This is a genomic window from Brachyspira catarrhinii (assembly GCF_005518285.1).
In the GTDB taxonomy this organism is placed as follows: domain Bacteria; phylum Spirochaetota; class Brachyspiria; order Brachyspirales; family Brachyspiraceae; genus Brachyspira; species Brachyspira catarrhinii.
The window spans coordinates 1-2661 of record NZ_SJDU01000321.1 but is presented as its reverse complement, the minus strand read 5'-3'; the positions used below and the strand labels follow the sequence as shown (position 1 = coordinate 2661).

The 2661-nt window shown below is 32.7% G+C and carries 2 protein-coding genes and 1 pseudogene; 2 read left to right on the top strand and 1 reads right to left on the bottom strand.

The window, feature by feature from the left end:
• Window positions 1-181, bottom strand: a pseudogene (locus EZH24_RS09970) (Rpn family recombination-promoting nuclease/putative transposase); the annotation flags it as partial.
• Between the two features lie 165 nt (window positions 182-346).
• Here EZH24_RS09970 and recA point away from each other — a divergent pair.
• Window positions 347-1543, top strand: coding sequence for a recombinase RecA (recA, locus tag EZH24_RS09965; protein WP_137998995.1), 1197 nt, complete (start codon window positions 347-349; stop codon window positions 1541-1543).
• 23 nt (window positions 1544-1566) lie between these two features.
• Complete coding sequence (gene rlmN, locus EZH24_RS09960) at window positions 1567-2592, top strand: dual-specificity RNA methyltransferase RlmN (protein WP_137998994.1); 1026 nt, start codon at window positions 1567-1569, stop codon at window positions 2590-2592.
• Window positions 2593-2661: the final 69 nt, after the last annotated feature.

The following is a 2661-nucleotide window of genomic DNA, read 5'->3' as shown; positions in this document are numbered from 1 at the left end:
TCGATTCTTTTAAGTTGAAAGTGTTAAGAATAGTTACTTCTTCAAATCCTTCTTGCCCAGCGTCAATTCTCACGGAATTAATTAAATCTTTAAGAATATTTTGGCTGTCTTCTTTTGCGAGTAAATATCGCATAAAATAATCGTTCAAAACTTTAAAATCTTTTTCTAACATAAGCAACATTATAACAGAATAATTTAATTTGTCAAAATATTAAATTAGACGGCTATATATTATATAAATTATAAATAAAATAACTTTCAAATATAAATTTTAATATTGACAAAATTAATGTATCTTTATACAATGAATAATATTGAATAATATTAATTTTATGGAGTGATTCAAATGGCAACTGCTAAAAAGAAAGAAAATTCTGAAATAAAAAAAGACGGAAAAAACGAAGCTATAGAAGCGATTACCGACCAAATAAATAAAAAATACGGAGCGGGCTCTTTTATGCGACTCGGAAGCAATAAAACGGTTAATGTGGATGTTATATCTACTGGAGCTTTGACTTTAGACCATGCGCTTGGAGTCGGCGGAATACCGAGAGGAAGAATAACGGAAATATACGGGCATGAAGCTTCTGGAAAAACTACTCTCACTCTTCATGTGATTGCGGAAGCTCAAAAGGCGGGAGGATATGCGGCTTTTATTGACGCGGAACATGCATTAGACCCTACTTACGCGAGCGCTTTGGGAGTAGATATTGATAATCTATATATTTCGCAGCCAAATTCTGGAGAAGAGGCTTTGGAAATTTTGGAGAAAGTGGTTTCTTCAACTGCTTTCGATATAGTCGTTGTCGATTCCGTTGCCGCATTGGTTTCGAGAGCGGAACTTGCGGGAGATATCGGAGACGCTCATATAGCTTTACAGGCTCGTTTGATGAGTCATGCTTTGAGAAAATTAACGGCAATAATAAGCAATACAAATACCGCTGTCGTGTTTATTAATCAGTTAAGGCAAAATATAGCGACTACGGGATACGGCGCGGGACCTACCGAAACAACTACGGGAGGAAAGGCTTTGAAATTTTATTCTTCCGTTAGACTCGATATTAGAAGAACGGAATGGATAAAGAAAGGAGACGAAACTATTGGGCATAAAGTAAAAATTAAAGTGGTGAAAAATAAATTGTCCGCTCCTTTCAAAGTGGTTAATTTAGAAATTATATTCGGGCATGGAATTTCTACAGAAGGTTTATTAATCGACTTGGCGATGGAAGCGAAAATTATCACAAGAAGCGGCGCTTGGTTTTATTATAACGGAGAGCAAATAGCGCAAGGAAAAGAAAAAGTTAGAGAATTGCTTTCTTCCGACCCAAAAATGAGATTGGAGCTTGAAATACAGATAAGAGAAAATTTGAATATGGGCGGAATTGACAAAGTAAAAGAAGAACTTACCGAATATTTGGAAAGTCAGAAAAACGGAGAAAAAGCGGATAAAACGGAAGCGGAAAATAAAAAAGAAAATTTGGATAAAAAAGCGGTTTCAAATAAAGAGCATACGAACGATTTATTGGTTGATACGGAAAAATAAATCGAATAAAAAAACAATTAATTATGGCTAAAAAAATATCTTTAATGAATCTTTCCGAAGACGATTTGGAGAAATTTTGCGAAAGCAATAATTTTCCTAAATTTCATTCTTCTCAAATTTTAAATTGGATATACAAAAAATATGCAGTAGATTTTGAAGAGATGAGCGATATTCCAAAAAATTTAAGAGCATCGCTTAAAGAAAATTATTTTATTCATAATTCAAAAGTGGAAAATATATTTGAAGACGAGCATGGAACTAAAAAATTATTAATATCTTTATACGACAAAAAAAAAATAGAATCTGTAATTTTGTCTAAAAACGAAAGAGTCACATTTTGTTTATCGTCTCAAGTGGGATGCGGATATTCCTGCGCTTTCTGTTCTACGGGAGCTATGGGGCTTTCAAGGAATTTGACGGCTGACGAAATACTTGCGGAATTTATTTTAATGCGAGCTATAACGAAAAAAGTCAATTCTATAGTTTTTATGGGAATGGGCGAACCTTTGGCGAATACGAAAAATTTATTCAAGGCAATAGAAACTATCAACTCTTATAAAGGATTTAATCTTGGAATAAGGCATATAACGATATCGACAGCGGGAGAGATTACGGGAATAAAACAATTGATAGAAAAAGATTTGGATTGCAGGCTTGCCGTTTCTTTGCATTCTCTGAAAAACGAAGTTAGAGATAAAATAATGCCAATAAATAAAAAATATAATGTGGAAAATTTGATTGCGATATTAAAGCGATACAGTAAAAACGGAAAAAGAATGATAACTTTTGAATGGGTTCTTATAAAAGATATTAACGATTCGGTAAACGATGCTTACAGAATAGTAAACTTAAAAAAAGAATTTCCATTTAAAGTAAATATAATTCCGATGAATCCCGTAGAACATGCCCCAGAACTTAAAAAACCGAATAAGGATATTATTTTAAGATTCAAATCTATATTAAAAGACAACGGCGTAGAAGTAATAGAAAGATTCAAACAAGGGCAGGATATACTCGCTGGATGCGGACAGCTTGCCATAAAAAACTAATAATTTGATTAAAAATTCCGATATAAAAAATAATAATACTTTTTAAATAAAGAAATAAAGTTTTCTATT

Excerpts from the sequence above, each read along its gene's own strand:
- recA (WP_137998995.1), top strand. The coding sequence starts at position 347 with ATGGCAACTGCTAAAAAGAAAGAAAATTCTGAAATAAAAAAAGACGGA.
- rlmN (WP_137998994.1), top strand. The coding sequence starts at position 1,567 with ATGGCTAAAAAAATATCTTTAATGAATCTTTCCGAAGACGATTTGGAG.